Source organism: Streptomyces sp. URMC 127 (assembly GCF_051386535.1).
Taxonomy (GTDB): Bacteria; Actinomycetota; Actinomycetes; order Streptomycetales; family Streptomycetaceae; genus Streptomyces.
In genome coordinates, this window is the sequence record NZ_JBPQTW010000110.1 from 1 (window position 1) to 22699 (window position 22699).

Sequence of the window (22699 nt, forward strand, 5' to 3'; positions counted from 1 at the left end):
GGCTCCGCCACTGCGCCCCCGCCGCCCCGGCGCCGGAGCTCCGGCGGAGCTCGCATCCCCCGACTGACCGGCGTGTCCCGGCCCGGACATCACGAAGAGCGTGCTTAGCCTCATTTGTCAGACATCACTGATTAAGTGATGACATTTCAACCTGCATCTCCTCAAGGAGGCGCTGCACATGCTCACTCAAGAAACCCTCCGACCCCTCGCGACACCGGACGGGGCGGCCGCCATCGGCTCCCTGATGGTGGAGCCGGAAGCAGCCGTCAGCGGGGCGCCCCTGCCCGCCCCGGAGGCCGCGGGCTTCCTGCTCCTGCTGCTCCTGCTGTCGCCCAAGGAGCCGAAGGAGCCGAAGGGCAAGTGAGTTCCCGTGCGGCCTACGCCGCGGCGGCCGACGAACTGGCCTCCCGCGTCCTCCGCGCCCTCCGGGGCGCGGGGGGCGCTGCCCTCGTCGCCCCGCACCTCGACAGCTCCCCCGGCGCCTCTCCGGCCGGCTCCCCCGACTTCCCCGACCTCCTCGACTCCCCCGGCTCCGTCGCGGCCCTGGCCGCCGTCCGGGTGATCGGCGCCGACACCTTCACCCCGCACGTCCTGACCGGCGCCCCCTTCCACCCCGCCGACGCGGCCGCCGTGGCCCGCGCCTTCGAGGCCTTCCCGGTGCCCGGCCACGGCCCCTCCGCCCCGCCCGACGAGCGCACCGCCGCCTGGCGCGACTGGGCGACCGCGCAGCTCCTGGCCCGTACGCGCGGCTACGCCGGCAACCCGGTGGCCGCCACGCTCCCCGAAACGCGCGACGACCTCGCGGACACCACCGACTGGCAGCGTTGGTCCGTCCGCATGGCCCAGCTTGCGCCGCTCGCCACACCCGTCCTGGAGGGCCCCGTACGGGACGTCGCCCGCGACGCGGCCCTCCCCCTCAGCCGCGGCCTGACCCGCTCCGTACTGCGCCGCGACTTCCCGACGGCCGTGCGCCTGCTGCGCTGGCTCGCCCTGCTCCGCCACGACGGCATCGCGCTGCCCCTGGAGCCGGAGCCCGTCCTCGACCACATCCGGCTGCTCGGCGGCACGGGCCCGCGCACGGCCCTCGACCTGGCGGTGGCCGCACACCTGCTGACCGGCCGGACCGAAGACGTACGCAACGAGCCCACGGAGGCGCCGGCATGACCCTCTCCGCCCCCGCCCCCTCCGCCGTCACGATCCCCGCTCCCGTGACGGCGGCCGCCCGCACCATGGCCGACCGCGCCCTGTCCTGGCTGCACGCCCACCGCGCGCTCGGCGCGCTCCCGCCCGGCACCACCGAGGAGCTCACCGACCCCGACGGCGTCTACAAGTCCCTGGGCGAGACCACCCTCGCCGCGTCCATCATCCTGCGTGACGGCATGGCCGGACCCGGCCAGCTCGCCGCCGCGCAGAACCTGCTGGACTTCACCTGGCTGCAACTGCGCAAGGGCGACCTGCTCTACGAACGCCAGCTGCGCCACACCCTGATGACGGACCCGCTGGAGATGTACGCGCACTTCGTGCGCTGCGGCTACCGGCACGCGGACATGGACCGGCTGCTCGCCCACCGCACCCGGCTGCGCTCGGTGCACAGCGTCGAGCTGCTGCCCAACCGCCGCCTCGCCGCGGCCAACGCCGCCCGCATCGCCGGCCTCGACCCGGGCGAGGACTTCGAGGCGCTCGCCCGCACCACCTGGCTGGGCGCCATGCCCGAGCCCTGGGCGATCAACTGGATCACCGCCTACGCGATGACCCACACCGTCTTCCACCTGACCGACTGGGGCGGCCGGCCCGAGGGCCTGCCCGCCGACCTCACCGCGTACGTCCGCACCTGGCTGCCCGTGTGGATCGACATCTGGCGCGAGGTCAGGCAGTGGGACCTCGTGGCGGAACTCCTCATCGTGGGCGCGTCCTTGTCCGAGCCCTACTGCCGGCCGGAGGACTGGCAGGCCATGGCCGCCCTGCAGCACGAGGACGGTCTGATGCCCGCCGACGGCGATCCCGTCGACGACGACCCCGTCCGCCGCTTCAAGGAGCACCAGCACACCACCGTCGTGACCGCCGTGGCGGGCTCCATCGCCCTGGCCCGGGCGGCGAGAGGCCGGTGAAGGAGCCCCTGGAGTCACGCGCCGTGCCCGCCGCCGGGCCGGCGGAGACGGCTGCCGCGGCAGCGGCCGCGGCGGAGGCCGTGGCGGAGGCCGTGGCGGACGGCCTCCTCGCGCCGCCGCTGAACGCCCTGCTGCTGCCCCTGCCCGACGCCGCCCGCGGCGCGGCCGCCGTCGCGGTCGCCGCCGTGCGCGGCGACGAGAGCATCGTCGTCTGCCGCGGGCCCGCCGAGGAGGACACCCGCTTCGAGACCGGGTCGCTCACCAAGACGTTCACCGCGCTGCTGCTCGCCGAGCTGGCCGCCCGCGGCGAAGTCCGCTACGACGACCCCCTCGACCGCTACCTGCCGCCCGGCGCCCGCCGCATCCCCGGGCCGCCCGTCACCCTCCTCCACCTCGCCACGCACACCGGCGGCCTGCCCCGGCTGCCTCCCGGGCTGCTCACCCGCTCCGCCGGTGCCGGCTGGTTCCGCAACCCGTACGCCGCCTTCACCACGGACGACCTGCTGGCCGCGCTGCCACGGACACGGCTGCACCACCGCCCCGGCACGCACGTGCGCTACTCCAACTACGGCGTGGGCCTGCTCGGCCTCGCCCTGGCGCGCGCCGCCGGCGGCGGTCCCGGCGACTACCCGGCGCTGCTCGCTGAGCGCGTCCTGGACCCGCTCGGCCTGGCCGACACCGACTGCGACCCCACCCGCCCGCAGGTCACCGGTCACTGGCACGGGCGGCCCCGGCCGCCCTGGCTCGTCCCCGGGCTGCCCGCGGCGGGCGCCCTGCGCTCCAGCGCGCGGGACCTCCTGCGCTGCCTGACGGCGCTGCTCGCGCCCGAGGCGGCCGCGCCGCCGAGCCTGCGCGTCGCGCTCACGGAGGTGCAGCGGCCCCGGCTGGCGCTGCGGCGCCCGGGGCGGCGCCTGTGCCTGGTGTGGAACCTGCGCGTGCGGCCCGGCGGACCGCTGCTGCACCACTCGGGAGGCACCCGCGGCTGCACGGCCTTCGCCGGCTTCCTCCCCGCCTCCCGCACCGGCCTCGTAGCCCTGTCCGCCACGGCCCCGGCCCCGAGGGGCACGTTCATCCAGACGGCGTACGAGACGCTGTGCGGCTTGGGGGGTACGGGGGGCGCGTGACGACGGCCGTACGCATTCCGCCGGACCTTCGCGGCGGGGGCTTACCGCCGTGGCGGCGGGAGCAATTCGGGCGCGTCGGGCCGGGAGCCGCTTCCGCCCGCACACGGAAACCGCCACCGCGGCGGCGGTCAGCGGTCGCATTCCCTGCCGAGCCACCGGCATGACTCCGCCGCCACGGCGACCAACCACGACGGCGCGGCCCGGCGGTGCCGTACTACGCGAGCCCCGCGCCAAGGGCCGCGCCCATTCCGCCGGACCCTCGCGGTGGGGGCTTACCGCCGTGGCGGCGGGAGTAATTCGGGCGCGTCGGGACGGGAGCCGCTTCCGCCCGCGCACGGAAACCGCCGCCGCGGCGGCGATCAGCGGTCGCATTCCCTGCCGGGCCCCGGCATGACTCCGCCACCACGGTGACCCGCGGTCCGGCGGTGCCGTGCTACGCGAGCCCCGGGCCAAGGCCGTGCCCATTCCGCCGGACCCTCGCGGTGGGGGCTTACCGCCGTGGCGGCGGGAGCAATTCGGGCGCGTCGGGCCGGGGATCAACCGGCCCCGCCCGACACATGCCGTGTGACCGCCGTCGCGAACTCCCGTGCCGCGGGGGACAGGGCCGACCACTGGCGCGCGGCCCAGCCGACCTCCAGGGGCGGGATGCCCGTCACCGGTATCAGGCGGACCGCGCCCGAGGGGCTCACAAGGCCCGGCATGGCCGGTATCAGCGCGTGCCCGAGGCCCAGCTCGGCCAGCAGCAGCGCCGTGTCCCAGTCCGTGGCCCGCGTCGTCGCGCGCGAGGAGAGGGCGACCGCGCCCAGCACGTCCTCGACCTGCCGGCCGGAGCTCGTCCCGGCCGGCGGGCGGATCAGCCGCGTACGGGCGAGGTCGGCCGCCCCGAGGCCGCTCTCCGCGGCGAGCGGGTCGCCGGGGTGCACGGCCAGCACCCACTCCAGGCTGATGACCGGCCGCAGTTCGACGCCCTGCGCGTCGGAGCCGCCCGGCGCGTCGGCGGGGACGGACACCCAGGCGAGGTCCACGGCTCCCGAGCGCAGGGCGTCGATGCAGCGGTGGCTGGAGCGCTCGGTGTGGAATTCCAGGCCGACCTCCGGATACCGCTTGCTGTACTCCTCGATGGCCGCGCCCATGAGGTGCCGGATGGTCGTGGCGCCGGTGGCGATGACGACGCCGCCGCCCCGGCCGGTGCGCAGTTCCTCCAGGGTGCGCAGGCCCTCGCCGAGGGCGGTGAGCCCGTCGGACGCGGCCCGCTGGAGGATCCGTCCCGCCTCCGTGGGCACCACACCGCGCGGCTGACGCTCCATCAGGGACAGGCCGACCTCCTTCTCCAGGCGCCGGACGTGCTGGCTGACGGCGGACTGACTGCAGTTCATCGCGCGGGCCACGGCACTGAGGTTGCGGGCCTCGCAGACCATGACGAACACCTTCAGGTCATCTAGCGTCACACCCTCACGATACAAGCTCCCACTTGGGTGGATCGAGTCAAGTCATAGGATTGACTTGGGAGATGTGAGGGCGCCATGATCTGTCTGCAAAGCGGCGGCAACCTGTCCGTGGCTTCACACAGCAGCACAGAACGCCCCGTTGCTGCGCATGCACAGCAGCGGGCCGATGCGTCGCTGCGGACAGGTGTCGACCGGGCCGCGCAGGACCGCCGCGGCCGGGCCCCGGGCGACGCTCACGGCAGCACCGGCACGGCTTCCAGCAGCTGCCGCGTGTACGGGTCCTCCGGCGCCTCCCACACCCGCTCGACCGGCCCCCGCTCCACCACCCGGCCCTCCTTCATCACCACCACCTCGTCGCACAGGTAGCGCACGACGCCCAGGTCGTGGGTGACGATGCACAGCGCCATGTCCCGCTCGGCGGTGACCTTGCTCAGGACGTCGAGGACCTGGGCCCGTACGGACACGTCCAGGGCGCTGACCGGCTCGTCGGCGAGGAGCACGGACGGCCGGGGGGCCAGCGCCCGGGCGATGGCGATGCGCTGCCGCTGCCCGCCGGAGAACTGGTGCGGGTAGCGCCCGGCCGCCTCCGCCGGCAGGCCCACGTCGGCGAGGAGCTCCGCCACGCGTTCCGCGGCGGCGGGCGAGCGGCGGTCGGGGAGCGGCTCGGCGACGATGTCCCGTACGCGCATCCGGGGGTCGAGGGAGCTCATGGGGTCCTGGAAGACCACCTGCAGTCCGCCGTCCGGCGCGCCCGGCGGCACCCCGCCGGTCGTCTTTCCTGCGTTCTCGACCGTCCCCGCGGTCGGCCGGTCCAGCCCGGACAGCAGCCGCAGGAGCGTCGTCTTTCCCGACCCCGACTCGCCGACCACCCCGACCCGGGCGCCCGCGCGCAGCTCCAGGTCCAGGCCCTCCAGCGCCGTGAAGTGCGGCCGGGGGCCGCGCAGGCCCCGGCGCGGGCGGGCGTAGCGGCGGGTCAGGCCGCGGGCCCGCAGCAGCGTCCTGGGCTCCGCGGGCGCGGGGGGCCGCGGGGCGGGCACCGACAGGTCGGAGGCGCGCAGCAGGGCCTGCGTGTACGGGTGCGCGGGCTGCCGCAGCACCTGCCCGACCGGCCCGCTCTCGACGATCTCCCCGTCGTGCATGACGAGGACGCGGTGGCAGACGGACGCGACGAGCGCGAGGTCGTGGCTGATGTAGAGGACCGCCGTGCCGCGCTCGTCGGACACGCCCGTGATCAGGTCGGTGATCTCCTTCTGGACGGTGACGTCCAGGGCGGTGGTCGGCTCGTCGCAGATCAGCAGGGCCGGGTCGCCCGCGAGCGCCCCGGCGAGGACGGCGCGCTGGCGCTGGCCGCCGGAGAGCTGGTGCGGGTAGGAGCGGGCGGCCCGGGCCGGGTCGGGCAGCCGCAGCCTGCCGAGGAGCTCCACGGCGGTGGCGCGGGCGGCGGCCCGGCCGGGGCGCTCGCTGCGGGGGCCGTGCAGCCGCAGCGCCTCGGTGACCTGCGGGCCCACCTTCATCACGGGGTTGAGGGCCGTCATGGGCTCTTGGAAGACCATGCCCACGAGCCGGCCCCGTACGGTCGACAGCTCGCGGTCCGTTGCGCCCAGCAGGTCGAAGGGGACGCCGTCCAGGCGGGCGCTGCCGCCGGCCCGCAGCCCCTCGCCGAGGAGGCCGAGCAGGGCGAGCGCGGTCAGCGTCTTGCCGGAGCCGGACTCGCCGATGATGCCGACGCGTTCGCCCCGGCCGACGGTGAAGCCGACGCCGCGCACGAGCGGCGTGCCGCCCGCGTCCACGGTGAGGTTCCCGACCTCCAGCAGCGTGCTGCTCCCAGGGCTCACCGGACACCTTCCAGCGTGGGGTCGAAGCGGTCCCGCAGGCCGTCGCCGAGGAGGTTGAGGCCGAGGACGGCGGCGGCGACGGCGAGGCCCGGCCACAGGCACAGCTCCGGCTTCGAGAAGAGCAGCTCCTGCGAGTCGAGCAGCATGCGGCCCCAGGAGGGGGTGGGCGGCGGCGTGCCCAGGCCCAGGTACGACAGGGCGGCCTCGGCGAGCACGGCGGTCGCGAAGGCCACCGAGACCTGCACGATGAGCACGTCGCGGATGTTCGGCAGGACGTGCCGCAGGGCGATGGCCGTGCGGGGGCGCCGGGCGAGCCGCGCGGCGTCCACGTACTCGGCAGCCATGACGCGCAGGGTCGCGGCGCGGGCCACGCGCGCGAAGCCGGGGGCGGAGGCGATGCCGATGGCCACCATGGCGGTCAGCGTGCTCGTGCCGTAGACCGCCGCCAGCATGATGGCCAGCAGCAGGGCCGGGAAGGCCAGCAGGAAATCGCTCACTCTCATCAGCAGCGCACTGAGCGGGCCGCCCGACATGCCGGCGGCGACGCCCATCGGCACGCCGATGGCGACGGCGAAGCCGACGGCCACGACGCCGACGAAGACGGTCGTCCGGGCGCCGGTCATCAGCCGGCTGGCGACGTCCCGGCCGAACTGGTCGGTGCCGAGCACGTGCCCCCCGCCCGGCGGCAGCAGGCGCTGCGCCGCATCCACGTGCGTGGGGTCGTACGGAGTCCACAGCAGGGACAGCAGGGCGAGCGCAAGGACGAGAGTGACGAGGATTCCGCCGGTGGTCAGGGCGGGCCGGCGGAAGAGCATACGGACGGAGGACCGGGCTGAGAGTCGGGCTGAGGGTCGGGCTGAGCTCCGGGCTGAGGTCATCAACGGCTCCGCAGGCGCGGGTCGAGCAGGTGGTAGAGGAGGTCGGTGACGACGTTGACGACGAGCACGGCCACCACCAGGACGATCACCACCCCCTGGACGACCAGCAGGTCGCGGTCGGCCACGGACTGCAGCAGCAGGTCGCCGAGGCCGGGGATGACGAAGACCCGCTCGACGACGACCGCGCCGACGAGCACGGTGGACAGCTGCAGTCCCAGGACGGTCAGCACGGGCACCGCGGCGTTGGGCAGCCCGTGCCGCCACAGGGCCGGCCAGCGCCTGCGTCCCCTGGCACGGGCCGTGCGCAGGAAGTCCTGGTGGAGGACGGTGAGGACGGCGGAGCGCACGTAGCGCGTGAGGACCGCCCCCTGGACGAGGCCGAGGGACAAGCACGGCAGCACGAGCTGCCGCGCCCAGGCCTCCGGGTCCTGCGCGAGCGGGGTGTAGCCGCCCGCGGGCAGCGCCCCCGCCCGGACCGCGAAGACGTAGACGAGCAGGATGCCCGCGAGGAAGGCGGGCACCGCGATCCCCGCCTGGCTGAAGGCCGACAGCAGGGCGCCCGCGGGCCTGCGGTGCCAGGCGGCCGCGAGCACGCCGGCGGGCAGCGCGAAGAGGAGGGCCACGGCCATGCCGCCGAGCGCCAGCCAGCAGGTGACGCCGAGCCGGTCGCCGATCCGCGGGCCGATCGGGTCGTGGCTGACGTACGAGACGCCGAAGTCGCCGTGCAGCAGGCCCTGCGCCCAGTCGGCGTACTGCACGACGAGCGGCCGGTCGGTGCCGAAGGAGTGCCGCAGTGCGGCCAGTTCCTCCGGCCCCGCGTTCGTGCCGAGGGCGACCTCGGCCGGGTCGCCGGGCAGGACGGACAGGAAGGCGAACACGACGAAGCTGGCGATCAGGGCGCTGACCAGCAGCGACGCCGTTCTGCGCAGGAACACCCGGGTGCCTGGGCCCATACGGGGACCGCTCCTACTTCTTCTTCGCCCAGTGGACGCCGGTGAGGTCCAGACCCTCACCGACCTGGTTGACCGGCAGGCCGGCGACGTCCTTGACGGCGACCATCAGGTTGGGCATGAGGTAGAGCCAGTCGGCCGCGGCGTCGTCGGAGAGCAGGCGGGCGGCGTCGCGGTAGCGGGCGGCCTCGTCCTCGGGCCTGCCGGAGTCGGCCTCCTTGAGGAGCTTGGCGTAGGCGGGGTTGTCGTAGCGGAAGTAGTAGCCGGGGTCGGCGAACGTCCACAGGTCGCGCGGTTCGGTGTGGGCGATGACGGAGAGGTCGTAGTCGGCCTTGTTGTAGACCTCCGACAGCCAGCGCGCGGGGAACTCCAGGGGCTCGATCTCCGCCTTCAGCCCCACCTGGCCGAGCTGGGAGGCGACGACCTGGGCCGCCGACATCGCGTACGGCATGTTGGGCACCCGGAACTTCACCGTCCGGCCCTCGGCGCCCGCGTCCTTCAGCAGCTGCCGCGCCTTCGCCGGGTCGTGCGGGTAGCGGCCGGTGAGGTCCTCGTACCAGGGGTCGGTGGGGCTGGCCATGGTGCCGATGAGCTTGCCGTGGCCGGCGCGCGAGGTGTCCACGAGCGCCTTGTGGTCGATGGCGTACCGCACGGCCTGGCGGACGCGCTTGTCGTTGAACGGCTCGCGGGAGTTGTTCATCGACAGGACGACCTCGCCGGTGGAGGAGCCCTCGATGACCTGGAAGCGGTTCTTGTCGGAGAAGCGGGACAGCGACTCGGGGGCCTGGACCGTGCCGACGACGTCGATGCCACCGGTGAGCAGGGCGTTGTTCATCGCCCCGGCGTCCTTGAAGTACTTCAGGGTGACCTTGGACAGGGCGGGCTCGCTGCCCCAGTAGGAGGAGTTGCGGTCGAGGACGATGCGGTCGCCGCGGCGGCGCTCGGCCAGTTTGAAGGGACCGGTGCCGACCGGGTGCGCGGCGAGGTCGCTCACGCCCGTACGGCTGAACATGGCGCCGATGCGGGTGGTCATGGCGTAGAGCCAGCCGTTGCTGGGGCGGCTCAGGGTGACCTTGACCGTGTGGTCGTCGGTCTTCTCGGCCTTGTCGACCACGTCCATCTGGCGGGCCGTCTTCAGCTTCCAGTCCTTCTTCACCCGGTCGATGGAGAACACCGCGTCGTCGGCGGTGAACCCGGCGCCGTTGGTGAACTTCACGCCCTTACGGAGGTGGAAGGTGTACGTCCGCCCGTCGTCGGAGCGCTCGTAGCGCTCGGCGAGCAGGGGCTGGATCTTCCCCTGCTGGTCGACGCGGACCAGGCCCTCGTAGATGCTGCCCAGGGTGGCCTGCGGGACGGCCGCGCCGTCGGTCGTGGTGAAGTCCAGGCTCGCGGGCTCGGCGATGAGCCCCACGGAGAGCGAGCCGGCGGAGCCGGAGGAGGATCCGCCGCCGTCGCCGGAGCCGCACGCGGCCGCGAGGGTCCCGGCTAAGAGGGCGCAGCCGGCCGCGCGGGCGGTCCGTCGCAGCGCTGACCCTGACCTGGCGGTTGACGTGGCCACTGTGTCTCCGTGTCTGTGCGTCCGGCTCTCTTGGTGCTCCGTGCCTGTCCCTGCGTTCTGGTGCCGTCGTGCTGTGATGCCTGCGCGCCGTCGTGCCTGCCTAATCGTCGCGCCTTCCCGGAAACTAACCACCGGTGCGCGTTCCACACCATGGAAGGGGAACGAAGGTGATCGAGTTCACGCACCATCACCACACTTCGCACCTGCCGTCGCACCGTCACCAACTCCATTGACCGCGCGCGGACTTCGAATCATGATCGATGTGCCGTGTCCCGTGTGCCGCTCATTGTCCGCGCCACGCGTGCCGCGTCACCCGCCGCATGCTCAGCGAATCCCGAGTGGAGTCCGTATGCCCGCACCGTCCGCCGAAGCCGCCGTCCTCACCGAGCCCGTCACCGGACCGTCCGCCTGGACGGCCGCCGACTTCACCGGCGAAAGCGACTGGGTGGTCGCGCTCGCCCCCGAGGAAATCGAGGACCTGCAGACGGCGCTCGCGGCGGTGAAAGCACGCGGGATTCCCCTGGAACAGCTCACCGTCGAGGACTTTCCGCTGCCGGTCCTCGGCAAGACCTTCGAAACCGCCGTCCAGGAACTGGAGTTCGGCCGCGGATTCACGCTCCTGCGCGGCCTCCCGGTGGAGCGGTGGACACCGGAAGAGGCCCGCCTGGCGTACTGGGGCATCGCCCTCCACCTCGGCACGCCCGTCTCCCAGAACGCGGCCGGCGAGCTGATCGCCCACGTCAAGGACTACGGCGAGGGCGAGGTCACCGAATCCGCCACCCGCGCCTACCGGACCCGCTCCGAGCTGCCCTTCCACACCGACAGCTCCGACATCGTGGGGCTGCTCTGCCTGCGTCAGGCGGGCGAGGGCGGCGTGAGCACCCTCGCCAGCTCCATGACCGTCCACAACCACCTGCTCGCCCACCACCGCGAGCTGCTCGGCCTGTACTACCGCGGCTTCGTCTACGACCGGCGCCTGGAAGAGGGCTCGGACGAACTCCCCTACTACCGGAACGCCGTATTCGGCTATTTCGGCGGGCAATTGAGCTGCCGCTTCTACATGACGCACTACATCGACTCGGCCGTGCCCAAATCCGGAATCCCGCTGAGCCCGATCGAGCGGCACGCGCTGCGCCTCTTCCAGGACATCGCCGGCATGGACGAGCACCGCATCGAGATGACCCTGCGCGCCGGCGACCTGCAGCTGCTGAACAACAACGTCGTCGTCCACGGCCGCTCCGCCTTCCGCGACGAGCCGGGCCGCCGCCGCGACCTGCTGCGCCTGTGGCTCAACACCCGGTACGCCCGCGAGCTCCCGGCCGACTTCGCCGCGTTCAGGCGGGGCATGCCGCGGACCCGCTGACGGGAGCACGTACGGGAGCGGGTGGCGGTGCCGGGGCGGGCGCGGGTGCGGGTGCGGGGGTGACCGCGGAGGCGGCGGAGCCCGGAGCCGGGGCCGGGGCAGCGGCCGGCAGCGCGATGGCCGTGAGCAGGAAACCGCTGCCCACGGCCCACCGGCCGGTGAACCCGTCCAGGCGGACGCCGCCCACGACCGGGCCGGGCACCAGCAGCCGCGCGGAGAACGTCCCGGCGTCGGGGTCGGCCTCCAGCTCCGCCTCCTCGAAGTCCAGCTCCTGCCCGGTCAGCGGATACCACGTCTTGAAGACGCTCTCCTTCGCGCTGAACAGCAGGCGCCCCCAGTGCACCCCCGGGCGCAGCGCCGCGAGGGAGCGGATCCAGGCGCGCTCCCCGGGCAGCGAGACGACGTCGAGGACGCCGTCCGGGAGCGGCCCGTTCGGCTCGGCGTCGATGCCGACCGAGGCCAGGGCGCCGGAGCGGGCCACGACGGCCGCGCGGTAGCCGTCGCAGTGCGTCATGCTGCCGACGACTCCGGCGGGCCACTGCGGAGCACCGCGCCGGTTGGGCAGGAGCGGGACGGGCGGGAAGCCCAGCCGGCCCAGCGCCGTCCGCGCGCAGGCCCGTACGGCCGCGAACTCTTCCTTCCGCTTGGGCACGGCGCGGGCGACGACCGCGGCCTCCTCGGGGTGGAGGAAGGCCCCGGCGGACGCCGCCGGGCTGCCGAAGTCCTCCTCGGCGACGGCCTCGGCGGGCAGGATCGCCTCGATCACGACGCCCGCCCCGGAGCGCCCTCGCCGGCCGGCCGCGGCAGGATCTGCCGCAGCGGCTCGCGCGGCGGCCGGGGCTTCCACTCGCGCGGATAGCCCACGGACACCTCCTCGAACCGCACCCCGTCGTGCCAGGTGACGCGGGGGATGTGCAGATGACCGTAGACGGCCGCGGCCGCGCGGAAGCGGACGTGCCAGTCGGCGGTCAGCTCCGTGCCGCACCACTGCGCGAAGTCGGGGTACCGCAGGATCCTCGTGGGCTCGCGCACCAGCGGGAAGTGGTTGACCAGCACGGTCCGGTGCGCGGGGTCGACGGCCGCGAGGCGGCGCTCGGTGTACTCCACACGGGCGCGGCACCACGCGTCGCGACTCGGGTACGGGTCGGGGTGCAGGAAGTGCTCGTCGGCGCAGACGATCCCGGCGTCGTAGGCGCGGCGCAGCGACTCCTCCTTGGTGTGCGCGCCGGGCACGCGGAAGGTGTAGTCGTAGAGCACGAAGAGCGGCGCCACGGCGACCGGGCCGCCCTCGCCGCGCCACACGGGATACGGGTCTTCGGGGGTGGCGACGCCGAGGCCGCGGCACAGCTCCACGAGGTGCAGGTAGCGCTTCTCGCCGCGCAGGTCGACCGGGTCCTGGGGGTGGGTCCACAGCTCGTGGTTGCCGGGCGCCCAGATCACCTTGGCGAAGCGCTCGGCGAGCAGGCGGAGCGTCCATTCGATGTCCGCGTACTGCTCGCCCACGTCGCCGGCGACGATGAGCCAGTCGGCGTCGCTCCGGGGGCGCAGCGTTTCCACGAGCTCGCGATTCTCTTTGTACGCGACGTGCAGATCGCTGACGGCCAGCAGATTTCCGCCGGTGACCGCGTCCGGGCCTGTGTTGGGCACTGTGTGTCCTTCTCGCCGATTCCCCTGGAATTCCCCGGGCTCCCCCGGAATCCCCCGTTCAAACCGGAACAGCCGTGTGTTCCAGCGCACTTCGAGCCGGCACCACGCATGTCTGCACCCTACAAAGGAACCTAATACGCGCGGGCCGCCGGAAGGAAGCCCCGGCCGCGCCGGGTCCCCTCCGGCGTATGCTGCCCGGAACGCGAACGGCGGCAACTCCACGGCTCCGAAAGGAAACCGCACGATGGACGACAAGAAGTGGATCCGCCGATTCCATCCGGCGGACGAGGCGCCGGTCCGGCTGGCCTGCCTGCCGCACGCCGGAGGGTCGGCGAGCTATTTCTTCCCCGTCTCGAAGGCGCTCTCGCCCTCGGTCGACGTCCTCGCGGTGCAGTACCCCGGCCGCCAGGACCGGCGCGCGGACCCCTGCATCGAGGACCTCGCGGAGCTCGCCGACCGCACCGCCGAGGCCCTGGCCCCCGCCGCCGACCGCCCCCTGGCCCTCTTCGGCCACAGCATGGGCGCGGCCCTCGCCTACGAGGTGGCCCTGCGCCTGGAGGAGCGGGGCACGGCCCCGGTCGCCCTCTTCGTCTCCGGCCGGCGCGCGCCCTCCCGGCACCGCGAGGAGACGGTGCACCGGCGCAGCGACGAGGGCCTCGTCGAGGAGCTCCGCAGGCTGAGCGGCACGGACGCCCAGATGCTGGAGGACCCGGACATCCTCCAGCTGGTCCTGCCGGCCCTCCGCGCCGACTACCGCGCCATCGAGACCTACCGCCCCCGCCCCGGCCTCCGCGTCTCCTGCCCCGTCCACGCCCTCACCGGCGACGCCGACCCCAAGGCCACGCCCGACGAGGTCCAGGACTGGCAGCACCACACCAGCGGCGCCTTCGCGATCAGCGTCTTCCCCGGCGGCCACTTCTACCTCAACGATCACCAGCAGGAGATCGTCAAGATCATCTCCTCGGCGATCGTGTACGGAGCACCCCTCGGAAGTGTGTAGACTTAGCCGCGCTGCTGAAGCCGCTGAGGCACAGGCAGCAATGCCGCCTTAGCTCAGTTGGCCAGAGCAACGCACTCGTAATGCGTAGGTCGCGGGTTCAAATCCCGCAGGCGGCTCCGACAAGGCCCAGGTCAGACACTGTCTGACCTGGGCCTTTTGGGTTTACTGGACCCGTCGGCGCCGCCGGGCGCGGGCCGATCGGCGGTCCGTAGTCTCAGTTCTAGTCTCAGTTGCGGCCTCAGCCACAGATCCTCGTAAGGCCTCCCCCATGCGACGCATGGCGTCCTTACTGAGGGTGGATCTACCCTTTACGTATCGTCTCGTCTGGCTGATCTGGGTGTGCCGGAGGATCTCCATGATCGTGGGCATGTCCACGCCTAACTCGTTCAAGATCGTGCCAGTGGTGTGGCGGCTCCCGTCGTAGAGACGCCGGTCACTGATTCCCGCCTCGGCGAGCAGCTCCTTGAATTCCTCCCAGTCCTGCCGGGGGTCGAGCGGCCGGCCGTCCGGCCGGGTGAAGAGGGCCCCGGACTCGTGCCACGCCGCACCGGCCGCGACCCTGGCCTCCTCCTGCTGGGCCTTGTGCTCGTGCAGCCAAGGGATGAGGGGAGGCAGGATCGGCACGGGTTCCTGGCTCTTCTTCGTCTTCGGTCGGGTGAAGACGAGACCGCCGTCCTTGCGCTGCGGGCACGTGCTCGCGTGCCTGGTGCACGTCTTCGCGCACGGCTTGGGGCAGCCGCGCTTGTAGCCCTTGTGGGTCGCGCACCGGGGTGGGCACGGCTCGAACCGGTGGAGGCGGGCACCACACGCGTGCGGGTCCTGGCAGCCGTGACGCCACGTGAGGCGCTGAAGCTGCCACCGAGGATGAAAGAGTTCCTGTTCCAGGTCCACGTACCGCCATCGCAGGCCCAGCGCCTCCCCTTGGCGAAAGCCCTGGCTCACTCCGACGACCCATCGCATGAAGGTCGGCCGTTTCGCCGCGGCCTGCAAAAAGGCCGTGACCTCCTCCTTCGTGAACGGGTTCGCCTCGGTTTCATCGACGGTCGGGGGGTCAACGAGGGTGGCGACGTTTTCGCTGATCATCCGGCGTCGATGGGCGATCTTCAGCGCACGCGAGATGATCCTGTGGACCTTCAGGACGTGGGACGGTGCATGCCCCTCCGCGAGCATGGCCGTGTACATCCGCTCCAGGTGTTCGGGCTGAAGCTTGTCGAGCCGGTGACGGCCGATGCCCGGGATGATGTCGTTGCGGGTCTTGGACCAGTAGTCGTCCAGCGAGCGCGGCTTCAGCTTCAGGTTCGCGATTGTCGTCAGGTACGTCCCCATCCACTGGGCCACCGTCGGGATGCGGCCGGCTCGCGGCATCCGCTTCTGGTCCCGCAGCTTCTCCAGGTCCTTGACCTTCTGCCGCACCGCGATTTCGGTCTTGGCCATGCGGTGACGTCGGTCCGGGCTCCCGTCGGCCTTCACTCCCACGGTGACACGACCGTGCCACCAGCCGTCCCGGCCCAGGTAGATGGACGCTTCGCCGTTGGGCTTGCGGGTACTCACACTCTCCTCCGTACGCCGCCGCCCTGGGCGATGCCCAGGGCGGCGGCAGGTGATCGGTCGTTGTGGTCAGTTCGGCAGAGCCCGAAGACCGGCGGCGTACGCCTCAAGGTCGACTCGATGTATGCGCCGTGCGCGCCCGTGCATGACGTACTTGATGACTCCTGCGGCCATCAGCTTGTAGACGGTCGAACGCCCGAGCCTCAACACGACAGTCGCGTCCTCCACGGTGTAGAGGAGCTGATCGGAGCGGGCATCTGTGGTGCTCATTCTGGGACGCCTCCTTAGCGAGCGATGACCCTCTTCTCTGGAGTCCGCAACGCCCGCCACGCCGCAACATTGCTGGTCAGCGGCTTGTGTTTGTGGCGGCGGGCGGGTGTGTGGCGGATAGGGGTGGCCGCACGAACGTGCGGCGACCCCGGTGAGCCCGTGCCGGTCAACCGGCGACCGTCAGCGGGTGCGTGTCGGTTTCCCCGGGCGTATGGCGAATGCTGAGACGCAGATCCGCCACATTCTCGCCCCTGCTGACCTGCGGTGTTGCGGCTGTTGCGGATGTTGCGGACTTAGCGGGGGGCGGGGGGCAATAGCGTGCCCAGGCGTCGGTCAGATCCTCGGCGTAGTAGCCCTTGGGGGTGCCGCTGCCGACCCGGATCCCGCGGGGCCGGATGTGGGTGTTGTCCGGGCGGACGTACTGGCTGAGCAGCTTGGACAGGCCGCGTGCGGTGAGCGGTTTACCGTCGTCGTTCAGGTCGGCCCAGGGGGCGTCATCGAGCCCGTGGAGGACTTCGAGGATGGCTGCGGTGGGCATGCGGTCGGCGCCGCAGAACACCTTGTCGCGCAGGTCGGTCAGGAGGCGGACCCCGAGGGAGGCTTCGTTGCCCTCGCCCGCTGCCTTGATGAGTTCGACGCAGGCGGCGCGGGCGCGCTCGGGCCAGTGGCCGCCGGCCGCGTCGGCGACGGCGAGCAGGGGTTCCCACACGTCGGCGGGCCGGTCGGTCACGCCCTCGGGCATCTCCGGCCAGGCTTCGGCGACCTGGTCGTGCACGGTGGTGGCCCATTCGGCGAGCCGGTCACGCAGGGCGTGGCCCTGCTTCTCGTGGACGCGTCGGCGGTAGGGCTCTGCCTTCTCGTTGGGGGCCTTCTTGCGCATCCGGATGATGACGGAGCGGGTCAGGATCGTGTCGGGCAGGGAGCCGAGTCCGGCCATGGCGACGGCGCAGAACGATGAGAACCACTCGGTGGACTGGTTCGAGCCGTCCCCGACGCAGCGCAGGGACTTCGCGCCGCGCCGGTACCCGGAGTTCAAGAACCCGCGAACCTCTTCGTTTCCCCCAGCCTTGGGCCCGAACACGGTGTCGATCTCATCGAAGAGCAGCGTCGGGGTCCCCCCCTTGGCCTCTACAAGCCGGAAGAGGGCGTTGGCGGACGCGTTGACCGTAGTGACCGCACGGGGCGTGAGAGTTTCCACGATCTCCAGGGCGCGGGACTTGCCCGACCCGGGTTCCGGAGAGAGGAAGGCGAGACGGGCGGTGCCGTCGAACGCCTCGATGAGGTGCGCGTGGGCGTCCCAGAGCGCCACGGCGACGTAGGCGGCTTCACTGGGGAAGACGTTGAAACGCCGGTGGAACGCTTCGACATCATCGAGCAGGGCCGCCCCGTCGACGGACGGGGCAGGCTGGGTGGTGTTCGTCATGCTGCGTTCCTCCCTTCTGTGGTGCGGAGCGGGCAGAGCGCGCGGTGGGCGGCGTGGTCTTCGATCAGGGCGAGTACCTTCGCGTGGCTGGCGGCGCTGCGGTCCCGGCCGCACAGGCACCACGAGGTGGCCGTGGGGATGGCGCCGCGGGGTGCGCAGATGTGGAGCCAGGCCACGGGGATGCGCCCGTCACCTTGGGGCGGGACGCTGGGGTGCTGCTCGGGGGGAGGGGCTGAAAGGACGCCCTGGCGGGCGGCCTTTCCCTGGCCGCACTCCGGAACTGGGGGTGCTGTGGTGGTGGCGGTGTCGGGTGTTGCCGTGTGGTGGGGAGGGCGGCTCACTGTGTCCTCCCGGTGCCGGCGATGAGCCCGTTGGTGACTGCCCGTTGGGCGTAGGGCTCCGGGACGCCGACCGAGACGGCGGCGGCGATGATCTGGGCGGCGATGGCGTCCAGGTCGCAGGGGCCGGGGCACTGGGTGTGCTGGGCTGCGAGGAACCGCGCCACGCCGAAGGCCTGGGAGCCGGCGCCGGTCTCGGTGTGGCTGGAGACCTTGGTCAGGCCGCGGTCGAGGCCGGTGCGGATGTAGGTCTCGGTGTGCCTGCAGCCGGTGGCCACGGCCCTGTTCCAGACTGCCCGCGCGGTGGGCGAAAAGGCCACGGGCTCGCGGGCGGGGGTGGCTTCTTCCCGCACGACCAGGGCGCGGACGGTCGACGGCAGGTCCACGAGGGTTCCGCGGCCGGCTCCGAGCCAGCGTGCGTAGGCCATGCGCGATTTGATGTCCACACCGGGCCGGACGGAGTTGGCCGACTGCATCACCCCGCGGTAGATCCAGTGCTCCCCGCGGGCGGTGGAGACGACGCGGGTGGCGGGCAGGGTTTCGCGGGCCCAGGCGAGGGCTGCGGGGGTGTCGAGGTCCACCACGGTCAGCCCGGCCCCGCCGGGGTGGTAGGCGACCGCTACGGCCTGCCGCCATGCCGGGGCCCATGCCGGGGAGCCGATGACAGAAGCGTCGGCCGTGGCCGCGGCCCACCCATGGCAGGGGGCAGCGCAGACGCAGGCGCCCGCGCTCTTCATGTGCGGGCCCCCGCCGCAGGCACTGTCCGCGCAAGCGCGGCAGTTCCCGACCGGCAGCTTCCCCTTACGCAGGGGCAGCACGGGCAAGCCTGCGTCGGCCAGCTTCAGTGCTGCCTCCAGGGGCGCGGGGCGGGGGTCATGGGGCATGCTGGAGGTCTCCTGTTCTGTCGAAAGGACGGGGAGAGCCGGGGCGGTCGCGATTCTTTGGCGAGAGGGCGACCGCCCCGGGCGTGCCTAGAACGGGGGCTTGTCCATGCGTTGCGGGCCGCCGCCGGCGTTTCCATCGGTGGTCCACGGGTCGTCCGAGGACGCGGCCGACTTCGTGGCGGTCTTGCTGTTGATGGCGACGGTGGTGAAGCGCAGGGACGCGCCGATGTCGTCGACCTCGACGGCGAGCATCGAACGGCGCTCGCCCTCGGGGGTCTGCCAGTCGTGCTGACGGATCCGCCCGGACAGCACCACCCGCGAGCCCTTGGTCAGGGAGTCAGCGACGTGCTCCGCGAGGGAGCGCCAGGCGGCGCAGCGGAAGAACGTGGACGTGCCGTCCTTCCACTGGTTCGCTTCACGGTCGAAGGTGCGCGGGGTGGAGGCGACGGTGAACTTCGCGAGCGGGGCGCCGGAGTCGGTGAACTTCAGCTCCGGGTCACTGGTCAGGTTCCCGACGATAGTGATCGGCGTCTCTCCGAACGACATGCTGATCTCTCCTCTACTTCCTGGTGGCGAGTTTGAGGGTGAGGCCGATGCCAAGGGGTCCGGTGAGGGAGCCGATGACGGCGGCGGTGCGGATGGCGAATTCGAAGAGGGCCAAGGCGGCGGCGCCCAGGCCCATCAGGCCGATGGCGATGGCCAGGCCGATGGCGACGGGCCGGACCCAGGGTCGGGCGGGGGGCGGGGCGGCCTGGACGATGACGAAGGGCTGGCCGCTCGCCTGGCGGTAGAGGTCGGCGGGGATGTGCGGGGCTATGCCGCCGACGGTGACGTCGGGCGGGGGCGGTTGGCGCATCGGGGCTCCTAGCGGCCGATGTGGGTGAGGGCGGTCGCGGTGCTGGAGAGGATCTGGGTAACGGTCGGGGCGAGGCCGGTGGAGGCGAGGAAGAACCCGAAGAGGCTGGCGGTGATCGCGCTGCCCGCGCGGACGTAGCCGGTGCGCAGCAAGACGGCCAGGACGATGGCCAGGAGGACGACAGCGGAGACGGAGAGGACCACGGCTCATCACTTTCTGTGCTGGATTCCGTGTAGGGGTGTGTGGGCTACACAGGCCGCCGCCTGGAGGCGCCTCGGGCTGCCCTGGGGCGGGTTTCCGGGCTTCCTGCGGGGCGGTCCTGTGTGCCCTACACGCCCTACACGCGCAGGTCAGTGCCCTACACGGGGATGTGTGGGGTACACGGCGTGTGTGGGGGGCCGTGCGGGGGCTGGTGTGTGCCCTACACGCCCGGCGCCGGTCACTGTGTGTTGCGGTACCGGGTGATGGCTTCGGCGAGGGTTTCGGCGAGGTAGCCGCTCTTGGACACCTCGCCGATGCGGACGGAGCCGATGCCGGGGCGCTCGACGCCGACGGCTTTGAGGATCTGGCTCAGCTCTTTGCCCAGGGCGACGGCGTCGAGCCCCAGGCGGGTGGCGAGGTCGCCGGTGTGCAGCCGGCCGCCCGCTTCCGTCACGGTCTGGTGGGCATCGAGCAGCAGCCGCGGGACGGGGTCGGGCCGGTCGGCGGGTCCGCCAGCCTGGGCGACGACCCGGCCGAACTGCGCATGGATCACGGTGCGGTCCTCACCCGCCGCTTCCCCCGGAGGGGGCCCGGTGCGGGGGGAGTTGAGGAGGGCGGCCAGGGCGTCGCTCCCGAACCGCCTCCCCGCCGGAGCACCGTCCGAGGCGGCGCGCCGCCCGGGCGTACCGGGCTTGCTGCTCGCAGCGTCCCCGCCCCCGCTCGCGCCCTCGTCGGTTTCGGCGCCGGTGTCGGGGATGCCGGTCACCTCATCGACCGGGGGCCTGAGGATCTCCATGTCCGTGTACGGCACGGTGGTGGCAGCCAGGGCCTTGGACTTGTAGAGGCGGGGCAGGACGCGTCCCCAGCGGGAGGCGTAGTAGCGGGCCGGGGCGGTGTCGAGGAATTCCGCCTCCAGGCGGGGGCGGCGGCCACCGTAGGCGGCGGCCAGGCGCTGGATGACCTTGGGTGTGATCCGGTACGCCTTGTACGGCGCGGGATCGCGGACGATGTCCTCGGCGTCAGGGGCGGAGAAGAAGCCGCAGCCGCGGCCGGGGGCCGCCTTGGGGTCGAGCCGAGCGGCGCCGGTGGGGAAGAGGTGGCTGAGCTCTTCCGGGTCGGAGACGCGCATGCCGACGCGGACCCTGCTCTGCTTCTTCATGGCGGCGGTGATCGTGTCCTGCGTGGCACGCAGACCACAGATGATCATCCGTACGCGGACTGCGCGGCCGGTGTTGACGATCGTGTCGAGCTTGGCCAGCAGCCGCGGGGAGAGTTCGGCGATCTCATCGACTACGAGGAGGACTTCCGGCAGGTCCGGGCCGACGGTGAGCTTGTCGTCCTCCCCGGAGAGAAGGTCCTGGTGGCCGGACTTGCGGGCCCCGATACCGGCGATCAGGAAGTCAGCCAGCATGTGGGCTTCTTCCTCGGTGTCGGCTACGTAGTCGATCAGCGGCACGTCGCTGGTGCCGTCGATAGCCCAGGCCCGAAGCCACGGCAGGGCGATCCCGGCGCCGGTGACGTCGATGTGCATGACCACGGTGTCGTTGGTGCGCAGGGCGCCGGCGTTGGAGACGTTGACGACGTTGGTCTTGCCGGAACCGATCTGCCCGATGAACAGGGCGCAGTCATCGACCACGCTGACGCGCACTTCCTGGGCGTCGGGCTGAAGTCCCAGCGGCAGGCCGCTGTAGATGCTGGTGACCGTCATGTCGTCCGGTCCGTGAGGGATCGGCAGTTCCTCCGACATGACGTCCTTGGTGGTCACGCGGATGTGGATCTCGCCGTAGACCAGGCCGTCGGTGATCTGGATGCCCCCGCCACGCGGGAGCTTCAGGTCGGTGGCGAGCTTGCGGACCGCGTCAGCGGGAAGCTGCGGGGTAGCGGAGGGCATCGCGACGCGCACTGTGTAGCCGGCGTTGCTCTTCCAAGGCATGACGCCTTCGACGGTATGTCCCTCCAGGCGGAACAGGCGCTCCAGGCGCTCGTGCCACTCCCGGGCGCGGGCGTTGGCCCACATCTGCAGACGGCGCGATGCGCGCTGCTCGCGGGCAGCAGTCTCGGCGTGGGCCAGGCCCCGGGCCAGGGTCATGCCGGCCGCGGTGCCTGCGGCCCACCATCCGGCCGTATGCCAGGTCAGCGCGGTGTGGTCAGCCAGGGCCTGCGCGGTCCAGCCTCCGGCGGTCAGCCAGGCGGCGCAGCGGGCGGTGATGTGCCAGCCGGGGCGGCGCTGGTAGAGGTCGGCGGCGGCCTGAGCCGCAGCGCCGAGGCCTCCGACCATGAGGGCGTGCGCCGGGGGCATGCCGGACAGTGCGCCGACGGCGGCGACGCTGTAGGCGCCTCCGGCGACGAGGGCGGCATCCACGGCGGGTGAGGTCTTCCATCCCCAGTCCAGGGCGGGTGCGCGGGCCATCAGGACTCCTCTTTCCGGTAGTGATGCGGGAAGGTGGTGGGGCCGGGCACCCGCGGGTGCCCGGCCCGGGAAAACCGGCCTGTCGAAGGCGGTCAGATGCCGATCAGGGGGTGTCCCACATCGCTTCGCCGGCCTCGCCGTTGCGGGGCTCTTCGTGGCGGGCGATGTCCGGCGCATGCAGGCGCCGGAACGCGGGCATGAGCTCCTGCGCGGCCGAGGCGGCCTTCAGCAGCATGGCGTGCAGGCTGGCGATGGCTTCGACTACGGCCTTGTCGGTCGGGTACTCCTCGTTGGAGCGGACCTGCAGGAGATGGACCGCGGCAGCGACGTTCTCGATGCCCGCCGGGATCCCCTCGTACTCGGCTGCGACCTGGGCCATGTGGCCCGGCTCGTAGCGGGTGTAGACGTGCGCGATGTCCTGGCACACGGCCACGAACTGCGACGGGGCGCGCATGCTGTAGCTGCCGTCGGCGCGCTTTTCCAGGATGTTCCACATGTGCTCGCCCGGCCGCGGGTCCTCGTGGCGGCGAAGGTCGTGTTCGTGCACCTTGGCGAAGAGCGGCCCGACCTCGCCGGCGGCCTCCGCGGCCTGGCGCAGCAGGTCATAGACCTGGGCGACCAGGTCGGCCATCTTCTCGTCCGCCGGGTACTTGTCGGAGCTGTTGATCGCCAGTTGCTGCACGGCCTTACCGACCGACGTGATGCCTTCCTGCAGGCCCCAGTACTCCGCGGCCACGGCCAGCATCATCGGCGGCGAATAGCGGCTGTACGCCTCACGCATCGCCTCCGTCTCCCGCTGGAAGACGCTCATCAGGTTCCCTCCGAAGTGGTCCGTAGGAAAGCCGAACCGGGCGGGCC

22 protein-coding genes, 1 tRNA gene and 1 pseudogene are annotated in these 22699 nt (G+C 72.4%); 7 read left to right on the forward strand and 17 right to left on the reverse strand.

What is annotated here, in order from left to right; genetic code table 11:
* The first annotated feature begins 178 nt into the window (after positions 1–178).
* From ACSNOH_RS21185 to ACSNOH_RS21200, 4 genes are all read left to right on the forward strand, one after another.
* Positions 179–364, forward strand: coding sequence for a hypothetical protein (locus tag ACSNOH_RS21185; protein ID WP_436722975.1), 186 nt, complete (start codon positions 179–181; stop codon positions 362–364).
* Positions 361–1164, forward strand: a complete 804-nt coding sequence (locus tag ACSNOH_RS21190) for a hypothetical protein (protein WP_436722976.1) — start codon at positions 361–363, stop codon at positions 1162–1164. The genes ACSNOH_RS21185 and ACSNOH_RS21190 overlap by 4 nt, the downstream gene beginning before the upstream one ends.
* The gene (locus ACSNOH_RS21195) at positions 1161–2108 is read left to right on the forward strand and encodes a DUF6895 family protein (RefSeq protein WP_436722977.1); all 948 of its coding nucleotides are present in this window, start codon (positions 1161–1163) and stop codon (positions 2106–2108) included. Before ACSNOH_RS21190 ends, ACSNOH_RS21195 begins: the two co-directional genes overlap by 4 nt.
* Before the next feature lie 92 nt (positions 2109–2200).
* Entirely contained in the window at positions 2201–3232 is a 1032-nt protein-coding gene (locus tag ACSNOH_RS21200; protein ID WP_436722996.1) for a serine hydrolase domain-containing protein, read from the forward strand.
* Positions 3233–3768: 536 nt separating this feature from the next.
* Here the strand turns inward: ACSNOH_RS21200 and ACSNOH_RS21205 are convergent.
* The 6 genes from ACSNOH_RS21205 to ACSNOH_RS21230 all read right to left on the reverse strand — a co-directional run bounded on the left by ACSNOH_RS21205 (position 3769) and on the right by ACSNOH_RS21230 (position 9901).
* Positions 3769–4680 (reverse strand): LysR family transcriptional regulator, encoded by a 912-nt coding sequence (locus tag ACSNOH_RS21205; protein ID WP_436722978.1) that lies wholly within the window; start codon positions 4678–4680, stop codon positions 3769–3771.
* Between the two features lie 114 nt (positions 4681–4794).
* Positions 4795–4917, reverse strand: a complete 123-nt coding sequence (locus tag ACSNOH_RS21210; protein ID WP_436722979.1) for a hypothetical protein — start codon at positions 4915–4917, stop codon at positions 4795–4797.
* Positions 4914–6515, reverse strand: coding sequence for a dipeptide ABC transporter ATP-binding protein (locus tag ACSNOH_RS21215; RefSeq protein ID WP_436722980.1), 1602 nt, complete (start codon positions 6513–6515; stop codon positions 4914–4916). Before ACSNOH_RS21215 ends, ACSNOH_RS21210 begins: the two co-directional genes overlap by 4 nt.
* On the reverse strand, positions 6512–7330 hold the full coding sequence (locus ACSNOH_RS21220; RefSeq protein WP_436722981.1) for an ABC transporter permease: 819 nt from the start codon (positions 7328–7330) through the stop codon (positions 6512–6514). The genes ACSNOH_RS21215 and ACSNOH_RS21220 overlap by 4 nt, the downstream gene beginning before the upstream one ends.
* 62 nt (positions 7331–7392) lie before the next feature.
* Complete coding sequence (locus ACSNOH_RS21225) at positions 7393–8346, reverse strand: ABC transporter permease (protein WP_436722982.1); 954 nt, start codon at positions 8344–8346, stop codon at positions 7393–7395.
* A gap of 13 nt (positions 8347–8359) precedes the next feature.
* Positions 8360–9901, reverse strand: coding sequence for an ABC transporter substrate-binding protein (locus ACSNOH_RS21230; RefSeq protein WP_436722983.1), 1542 nt, complete (start codon positions 9899–9901; stop codon positions 8360–8362).
* 349 nt (positions 9902–10250) lie between these two features.
* Here ACSNOH_RS21230 and ACSNOH_RS21235 point away from each other — a divergent pair, with 349 nt between their 5' ends.
* Positions 10251–11264, forward strand: a complete 1014-nt coding sequence (locus ACSNOH_RS21235) for a TauD/TfdA family dioxygenase (RefSeq protein ID WP_436722984.1) — start codon at positions 10251–10253, stop codon at positions 11262–11264.
* Here the strand turns inward: ACSNOH_RS21235 and ACSNOH_RS21240 are convergent.
* Both ACSNOH_RS21240 and ACSNOH_RS21245 read right to left on the reverse strand, forming a co-directional pair.
* Entirely contained in the window at positions 11236–12030 is a 795-nt protein-coding gene (locus ACSNOH_RS21240; RefSeq protein WP_436722985.1) for a 4'-phosphopantetheinyl transferase family protein, read from the reverse strand. The genes ACSNOH_RS21235 and ACSNOH_RS21240 overlap by 29 nt on opposite strands.
* Positions 12027–12911: a metallophosphoesterase family protein gene (locus ACSNOH_RS21245; RefSeq protein ID WP_436722986.1), complete on the reverse strand. Its 885-nt coding sequence runs from the start codon at positions 12909–12911 to the stop codon at positions 12027–12029. Before ACSNOH_RS21245 ends, ACSNOH_RS21240 begins: the two co-directional genes overlap by 4 nt.
* 244 nt (positions 12912–13155) lie before the next feature.
* On the opposite strand from ACSNOH_RS21245, the gene ACSNOH_RS21250 reads away from it, so the two are divergent.
* Together ACSNOH_RS21250 and ACSNOH_RS21255 are read left to right on the forward strand one after the other, a co-directional pair.
* Entirely contained in the window at positions 13156–13911 is a 756-nt protein-coding gene (locus ACSNOH_RS21250; RefSeq protein ID WP_436722987.1) for a thioesterase II family protein, read from the forward strand.
* Positions 13912–13953: 42 nt separating this feature from the next.
* A tRNA-Thr gene (locus tag ACSNOH_RS21255) sits at positions 13954–14027 on the forward strand.
* A gap of 46 nt (positions 14028–14073) precedes the next feature.
* Here ACSNOH_RS21255 and ACSNOH_RS21260 read toward each other — a convergent pair.
* The 9 genes and pseudogenes from ACSNOH_RS21260 to ACSNOH_RS21300 all read right to left on the reverse strand — a co-directional run.
* Positions 14074–15462: a tyrosine-type recombinase/integrase gene (locus ACSNOH_RS21260; RefSeq protein WP_436722988.1), complete on the reverse strand. Its 1389-nt coding sequence runs from the start codon at positions 15460–15462 to the stop codon at positions 14074–14076.
* Positions 15463–15528: 66 nt separating this feature from the next.
* Entirely contained in the window at positions 15529–15729 is a 201-nt protein-coding gene (locus tag ACSNOH_RS21265) for a helix-turn-helix domain-containing protein (protein ID WP_436722989.1), read from the reverse strand.
* 166 nt (positions 15730–15895) lie between these two features.
* Positions 15896–17152 (reverse strand): DUF3631 domain-containing protein, encoded by a 1257-nt coding sequence (locus ACSNOH_RS21270; RefSeq protein ID WP_436722990.1) that lies wholly within the window; start codon positions 17150–17152, stop codon positions 15896–15898.
* Between the two features lie 337 nt (positions 17153–17489).
* Positions 17490–18374, reverse strand: a complete 885-nt coding sequence (locus ACSNOH_RS21275; protein WP_436722991.1) for a bifunctional DNA primase/polymerase — start codon at positions 18372–18374, stop codon at positions 17490–17492.
* Between the two features lie 87 nt (positions 18375–18461).
* On the reverse strand, positions 18462–18920 hold the full coding sequence (gene ssb, locus ACSNOH_RS21280) for a single-stranded DNA-binding protein (RefSeq protein WP_436722992.1): 459 nt from the start codon (positions 18918–18920) through the stop codon (positions 18462–18464).
* Between the two features lie 13 nt (positions 18921–18933).
* Positions 18934–19230, reverse strand: a complete 297-nt coding sequence (locus ACSNOH_RS21285) for a hypothetical protein (protein ID WP_436722993.1) — start codon at positions 19228–19230, stop codon at positions 18934–18936.
* 8 nt (positions 19231–19238) lie between these two features.
* Positions 19239–19433 carry a hypothetical protein gene (locus ACSNOH_RS21290; RefSeq protein ID WP_436722994.1) on the reverse strand — a complete coding sequence of 65 codons (195 nt, stop codon included), beginning with the start codon at positions 19431–19433 and terminating at the stop codon, positions 19239–19241.
* A gap of 236 nt (positions 19434–19669) precedes the next feature.
* The gene (locus ACSNOH_RS21295) at positions 19670–21841 is read right to left on the reverse strand and encodes a hypothetical protein (RefSeq protein ID WP_436722995.1); all 2172 of its coding nucleotides are present in this window, start codon (positions 21839–21841) and stop codon (positions 19670–19672) included.
* A gap of 103 nt (positions 21842–21944) precedes the next feature.
* Positions 21945–22699, reverse strand: a pseudogene (locus ACSNOH_RS21300) (hypothetical protein); the annotation flags it as partial.

Bases quoted from the DNA above. Each gene is read 5' to 3' on its own strand.
- ACSNOH_RS21185 (WP_436722975.1), top strand. From the start codon at position 179: ATGCTCACTCAAGAAACCCTCCGACCCCTCGCGACACCGGACGGGGCG.
- ACSNOH_RS21195 (WP_436722977.1), top strand. From the start codon at position 1,161: ATGACCCTCTCCGCCCCCGCCCCCTCCGCCGTCACGATCCCCGCTCCC.
- ACSNOH_RS21220 (WP_436722981.1), bottom strand. From the start codon at position 7,330: ATGCTCTTCCGCCGGCCCGCCCTGACCACCGGCGGAATCCTCGTCACT.
- ACSNOH_RS21225 (WP_436722982.1), bottom strand. From the start codon at position 8,346: ATGGGCCCAGGCACCCGGGTGTTCCTGCGCAGAACGGCGTCGCTGCTG.
- ACSNOH_RS21235 (WP_436722984.1), top strand. From the start codon at position 10,251: ATGCCCGCACCGTCCGCCGAAGCCGCCGTCCTCACCGAGCCCGTCACC.
- ACSNOH_RS21250 (WP_436722987.1), top strand. From the start codon at position 13,156: ATGGACGACAAGAAGTGGATCCGCCGATTCCATCCGGCGGACGAGGCG.
- ACSNOH_RS21265 (WP_436722989.1), bottom strand. From the start codon at position 15,729: ATGAGCACCACAGATGCCCGCTCCGATCAGCTCCTCTACACCGTGGAG.
- ACSNOH_RS21270 (WP_436722990.1), bottom strand. From the start codon at position 17,152: ATGACGAACACCACCCAGCCTGCCCCGTCCGTCGACGGGGCGGCCCTG.
- ACSNOH_RS21275 (WP_436722991.1), bottom strand. From the start codon at position 18,374: ATGCCCCATGACCCCCGCCCCGCGCCCCTGGAGGCAGCACTGAAGCTG.
- ssb (WP_436722992.1), bottom strand. From the start codon at position 18,920: ATGTCGTTCGGAGAGACGCCGATCACTATCGTCGGGAACCTGACCAGT.
- ACSNOH_RS21285 (WP_436722993.1), bottom strand. From the start codon at position 19,230: ATGCGCCAACCGCCCCCGCCCGACGTCACCGTCGGCGGCATAGCCCCG.
- ACSNOH_RS21295 (WP_436722995.1), bottom strand. From the start codon at position 21,841: ATGGCCCGCGCACCCGCCCTGGACTGGGGATGGAAGACCTCACCCGCC.